General features: G+C 68.0%; 2 protein-coding genes, 1 pseudogene and 1 riboswitch. All 3 genes and pseudogenes read left to right on the top strand.

What is annotated here, in order from left to right; genetic code table 11:
* A pseudogene (locus AC5RUJ_RS15085) lies at positions 1–304 on the top strand (rRNA small subunit methyltransferase B); the annotation flags it as partial.
* Positions 305–357: 53 nt separating this feature from the next.
* Positions 358–1,026, top strand: a complete 669-nt coding sequence (rpe, locus tag AC5RUJ_RS15080; RefSeq protein WP_494128200.1) for a ribulose-phosphate 3-epimerase — start codon at positions 358–360, stop codon at positions 1,024–1,026.
* Positions 1,027–1,107: 81 nt separating this feature from the next.
* A riboswitch (FMN riboswitch) is annotated at positions 1,108–1,254 on the top strand.
* 107 nt (positions 1,255–1,361) lie between these two features.
* On the top strand, positions 1,362–2,072 hold the full coding sequence (gene pnuC, locus AC5RUJ_RS15075) for a nicotinamide riboside transporter PnuC (RefSeq protein WP_494128201.1): 711 nt from the start codon (positions 1,362–1,364) through the stop codon (positions 2,070–2,072).
* Positions 2,073–2,106 lie beyond the last annotated feature (34 nt).

Below are 2,106 nucleotides of genomic sequence, written 5' to 3'. Positions count from 1 at the left end.
GCGCGAACTGCTCGGCGCGGCCGTGGCCGCCGCAAAGCCGGGGGGCCTGATCGCCTACGTGACGTGCTCCCCGCACCCGGCGGAGACGACGGCGGTGGTCGCCGACCTGCTGCGCCGGAATCCCGGGCTGGAACTGCTGGACACCTCCTCCGTCCTCGACGGGGTCAGCCTCCCCGGGCATTTGGAAGCAGGACAACCCGGCGGCGACGCCGTGGGCCGGGCCGGCGGGACGACGGCGCAGCTGTGGCCGCACCGGCACGGCACCGATGCCATGTTCATGGCGCTGCTCCGCCGAACCAACTAGGCCAACACCGGTTCCGACATCCCTCGACACACAGACAGGCAGGCAAGCAACCGATGGCACAGTGCTGCATCAACCCCAGCATCCTCTCGGCCGATTTCGTCAACCTCGAAGCCGAACTGCGGCGCATCAGTACCGCCGATGCCGTGCACGTGGACGTGATGGACAACCATTTCGTGCCGAACCTGACCATCGGGCTGCCGGTGGTGCAGCGGATCCGGGAAGTCAGCACCCTGCCCCTGGACGCGCACCTGATGATCGCCGACCCGGACCGCTGGGCGCCGGCGTATGCCGAGGCGGGGATCGAATCCGTGACCTTCCATGTGGAAGCGGCGGCGGCCCCGGTCCGGCTGGCCAGGGAGCTGAGGTCCCGCGGGGCCAAGGCGGGCATGGCGCTGAAGCCGGCCACCGCCGTCGAGCCTTATCTGGATTTGCTCCCGGAGATGGACCTCCTGCTGATCATGACGGTCGAGCCGGGCTTCGGCGGGCAGTCTTTCCTGGACGTGACCCTGCCCAAGATCCGCAAGGCCGCGCGCGCCGTGGCAGGTTCGGGGCTCCCGGTTGCGATCCAGGTGGACGGGGGCGTCACCGAAGAGACCATCGTGCGGGCCGCCGAGGCCGGCGCCACCGTCTTCGTGGCCGGATCCGCCGTGTACGGCAAGGACGATCCGGAGCAGGCCATCGCCTCGCTGCGGGCCGCGGCCGGCCGGCAACCCCAATCCTGAGGCTCCTGTGACCGGTGTTACAGGTTGTGACGGAATGGAACGTGCCACAAGGCAGTTGTGAGAGCATAGTTACGCAAACACAAACGTGCTCCGGGGTCGGTGTAAGTCCGAACCGGCGGTTATAGTCCGCGACCCGCTGCCGAGAGTTCCGCCCGGAACTTCACGCAGCGGTTGAACCGGTGAAATTCCGGTACCGACAGTTAAAGTCTGGATGGGAGAAGCACGTACAGGTGGCAGCCATGGGGCCACCGGGTACGGTCGATGACCGCGACCCGGAGACCCCGAAGCTTCCGCTCTGTCGTTCCCCGGAGCCGCCGCGGCTCGAAAGGAACGGCATGGATTTTCTGCGGTGGCTCTTTGAAGCCCAGATTCCCGTAGCCGGCAGCGCTCTGCTGCTGCGCGAAGTTCTGGGCAACGTCTTCGGCCTGCTCAGCGCGCTCGGCGGAATGCGCCGGAAGGTGTGGGCCTGGCCCGTCGGCATCATCGGCAACGTGCTGCTGCTGACCGTATTCCTCGGGTCGCTCTTCGGCTCCGCCAATACCGCCAACCTCCTGGGCCAGGCCGGCCGGCAGGTCATGTTCATCGCCGTGGCCGTCTACGGCTGGATGCGTTGGCGCTCCGCACGCAGCGGCGAGGGCCACGCCATCACCCCGCAGTGGGCCGGCGGCAAGGCGCGCCTGGGCCTGGTCGCCGCCTTGCTCCTGGGCACCGTCGCCCTGACCCCGATCTTCGCGGCCCTCGGCTCCTACGAGCCGGTCTGGGCCGATGCCTGGACCTTCGTCGGTTCATTGCTGGCCACCTACGGCATGGCACGCGGCTGGGTCGAATTCTGGCTGATCTGGGTGGCCGTCGACATTGTGGGCGTGCCGCTGCTGTTTAGCGCCGGCTACTACGCCAGCGCCTTTATGTACCTCTTCTACGGAGGCTTCACGCTGGTTGGATTCTTCGTCTGGTGGCGGGCCAACGCGCAGGCCAAGCCCGGCGTCGAAACCCTGCATCCCGATCCGCGCATCGGGCGCCCGGCCGGCGAGCAGGTGCAGGCGTGATGGGCCAGGCGGCAGTCGGCACGGCCAGGGATTT

The sequence above is a fragment of the Arthrobacter sp. Y3223164 genome (genome assembly GCF_059091005.1).
Note: the sequence above shows the minus strand (reverse complement) of the source record. Positions and strands in the feature narration are given on the sequence as shown.

What these genes read in the sequence shown, in the direction of transcription:
- rpe (WP_494128200.1), top strand. Translation starts at nt 358, where the DNA reads ATGGCACAGTGCTGCATCAACCCCAGCATCCTCTCGGCCGATTTCGTC.
- pnuC (WP_494128201.1), top strand. Translation starts at nt 1,362, where the DNA reads ATGGATTTTCTGCGGTGGCTCTTTGAAGCCCAGATTCCCGTAGCCGGC.